The 2,551-nt window shown below is 71.4% G+C and carries 3 protein-coding genes; 1 reads left to right on the forward strand and 2 read right to left on the reverse strand.

Translation table 11 applies throughout. From position 1 onward, the window contains the following. Positions 1 to 987, reverse strand: a 987-nt coding sequence (locus tag AC27IQ_RS22310; RefSeq protein ID WP_487090839.1) for an MBL fold metallo-hydrolase, incomplete at its 3' end; no start/stop codon positions are given. Between the two features lie 144 nt (positions 988 to 1,131). Here AC27IQ_RS22310 and AC27IQ_RS22315 point away from each other — a divergent pair. Beyond that, a complete protein-coding gene (locus AC27IQ_RS22315; protein ID WP_284425203.1) occupies positions 1,132 to 1,776 on the forward strand; it encodes a TetR/AcrR family transcriptional regulator in 645 nt (214 codons plus the stop codon). 19 nt (positions 1,777 to 1,795) lie between these two features. Here AC27IQ_RS22315 and argP read toward each other — a convergent pair. Next, the coding region (gene argP / locus AC27IQ_RS22320) for an HTH-type transcriptional regulator ArgP (protein WP_487090840.1) at positions 1,796 to 2,551 on the reverse strand (756 nt) is incomplete at its 5' end.

Genomic DNA, 2,551 nt, shown 5'->3' on the forward strand with positions numbered 1-2,551 from the left:
CGCGCCCCGGATGTCGAGCCGCTCGCCCATCGCCGGCGCCACCAGCGGCACGCCGGCTGCGGCGGCCAGCGCGGTGATGCGCTCGAAGGGCTCGGTCCACGGGTGCAGCGACAGGTCGAACGTGCCGTTGTGGATGGGCATCATGTGGCGGCCCTTCACGTCCAGATGGGCCTGCAGGCTCTGCTCGGGCTGCATGTGCACGTCGGGCCAGTCGGCGTTGTAGGCGCCGGTTTCCACCAGCGTGAGATCGAACGGGCCGAAGCGCTCGCCGATGGCCTGGAAGCCGTCGAAATAGCCCGTGTCGCCGGTGAAGAAGATGCGGGTGTCCGCCGTCATCAGCACCCATGACGCCCACAGCGTGCGGTTGCCGTCCGACAGGCTGCGCCCCGAAAAATGCTGCGCCGGCGTGGCCACCAGGCGCAGCCCGCCGAGGGTCGTGCCCTGCCACCAGTCGAACTGCTGCACCTTGGCCGCCGGCACGCCCCAGGCGATGAGGCGGTCGCCCACGCCCAGCGGCGCGACGAAGTGCTCCACCTTGGGCGCGAGCTTCAGGATCGCCGCGTGGTCCAGGTGGTCGTAATGGTCGTGCGAGAGGATCACGCCCGCGATGGGCGGCAGGTCTTCGATGGCCAGCGGCGGCGCATGAAAGCGCTTGGGGCCCAGGAACTGCACCGGCGAGGCGCGCTCGGAAAACACCGGGTCGGTGAGCCAGAATCGGCCGTCCAGCTTGAGCAGCAGGGTCGAATGCCCCAGCCGCCACAGGCTGTCGTCCGGCGCCTGCAGCAGTGCGGCGGTGGTCAGGGGCTGGACGGCGATGGGCCGGTCCGGCACCGTGTCCGCGGGCTTGCCGAGGGCGAACCGCCACAGCACGCCGAGCGTCTTGAGCATGCCCAGGCGGTGCCGGGGCGCCGCGTTGCGAAAGCGCCCGTCAACGAACTGGGGCGACGGGCCGTGCGGAGCGGCCGGCGATTCGGAACAGGAGGACATGCGGTAAGCCATGGCGATGAGAAAGTGAAATGGCCGGAGAACCCGGGCGGGCAGCGAGGCGGGCAAGCAACCACCCCAAAAACTGCACTGCACAGTGTAGTGTTCGATCCAGAAAAGTAAACTGCCGAGTGTAAAATTTTGCCTATGACCGCCATCGCTCCGCCGCCCTCCCGCCTGACCGACCGCAAGCGCCATGCCATCGTCCAGGCGGCGATCGGCGAGTTCCGCGAGCACGGCTTCGCCGGCACCAGCATGGACCGGGTGGCCGCCGCGGCCGCGGTCTCCAAGCGCACGGTCTACAACCATTTCCCCAGCAAGGACGACCTGTTCGCCGCCATCCTCGGGCAGCTGTGGGACCGCAGCCAGTCGCTGGCGGCACCGGGGCACGATCCTCAGCGGCCCCTGCGCGCGCAGTTGCTGGAGCTGCTGGAGCGCAAGATGGCGCTGCTGGGCGATGCGGCGTTCATGGACCTGTCGCGCGTGGCCATGGCCGAGATGCTGCACACCCCGGCCCGCGCGCAGGCCATGGTGGCGCGCCTGGGCGAGAAGGAAGAAGGCGTTCCCGCGTGGATCCACGCGGCGCAGCAGGCCGGCCGCCTGCGTGGCGGGGTCGATCCGCAATACGCCGCGCACCAGCTGCAGGGCATGGTCAAGGCCTTCGCCTTCTGGCCGCAGCTGGCGCTGGGTCAGCCGCCGCTCACGCCGGCCCAGCAGCGACAGGTGCTGCACGACGCGGTGGACATGTTCCTGGGCTTCTACGCCGTGCCCGGGCCGGGCGCCGCCACGTGAGCGAACGGCGGCCGGCGGCCTACAGCAGCCCCCGGGCCGCCTGCATCACCCGCTGGGCGAGCCGCTCCAGCCGGGGCGGCTGCTGCGCCCAGCCGTGCCAGTACAGGGCCACGTCCGTCGCCGCATCGGGCAGCACGTCGATCAGCTCGCCGCGCGCGATGGCATCGCCGATCTGCAGCTCCGGCACCATGCCGTAGCCCAGCCCCAGCCGGATCGCCGCGACGAAGGGCTCCGATGCCGGCACGTAATGGCTCGGATAGGCGCTGGCCTGCAGCCCGAACGCATTGAGCAGCGCATTGGCCTGCAGCGGGTCCTTGCGGTTGAACACCACCGTGGGGGCCCGGCGCGCCGACGCCCGGGTGATGCCGCGCGGCCCGAACCATTGCGCGGCGAATGCGGGCGAGGCCACCAGCCGGTAGCGCATGCGGCCCAGCGGCTCGGCCGTGCAGCCGCGCATGGCATGCGGCTGGGCCGACACGCAGGCATGGGCCAGGCCGGCCTCCAGCAGCGCGTGCGTGTGCTCCTGGTCGTCCACCACCAGCTCGATGGCGATGCGCTCGCGCTGCAGCACGCCCGACAGCGCCGGCAGCAGCCAGGTGGCGAGCGAATCGGCATTGACCGCGAGCGTGACGGCGAAGAACGCATCCGCGTCCCCATCGCCGCCCGAGAGCCCCGCCAGCAGGTCGTGCTCCATGACGCGGGCGCGCTGCAGGTGCTGCAGCAGTTGCCGGCCCGCCCGGGGTGGCGCGGCTGGGCCGCCCGCGCACGATGAGCG

The sequence above is a fragment of the Acidovorax sp. KPB24-07 genome (assembly GCF_057543315.1).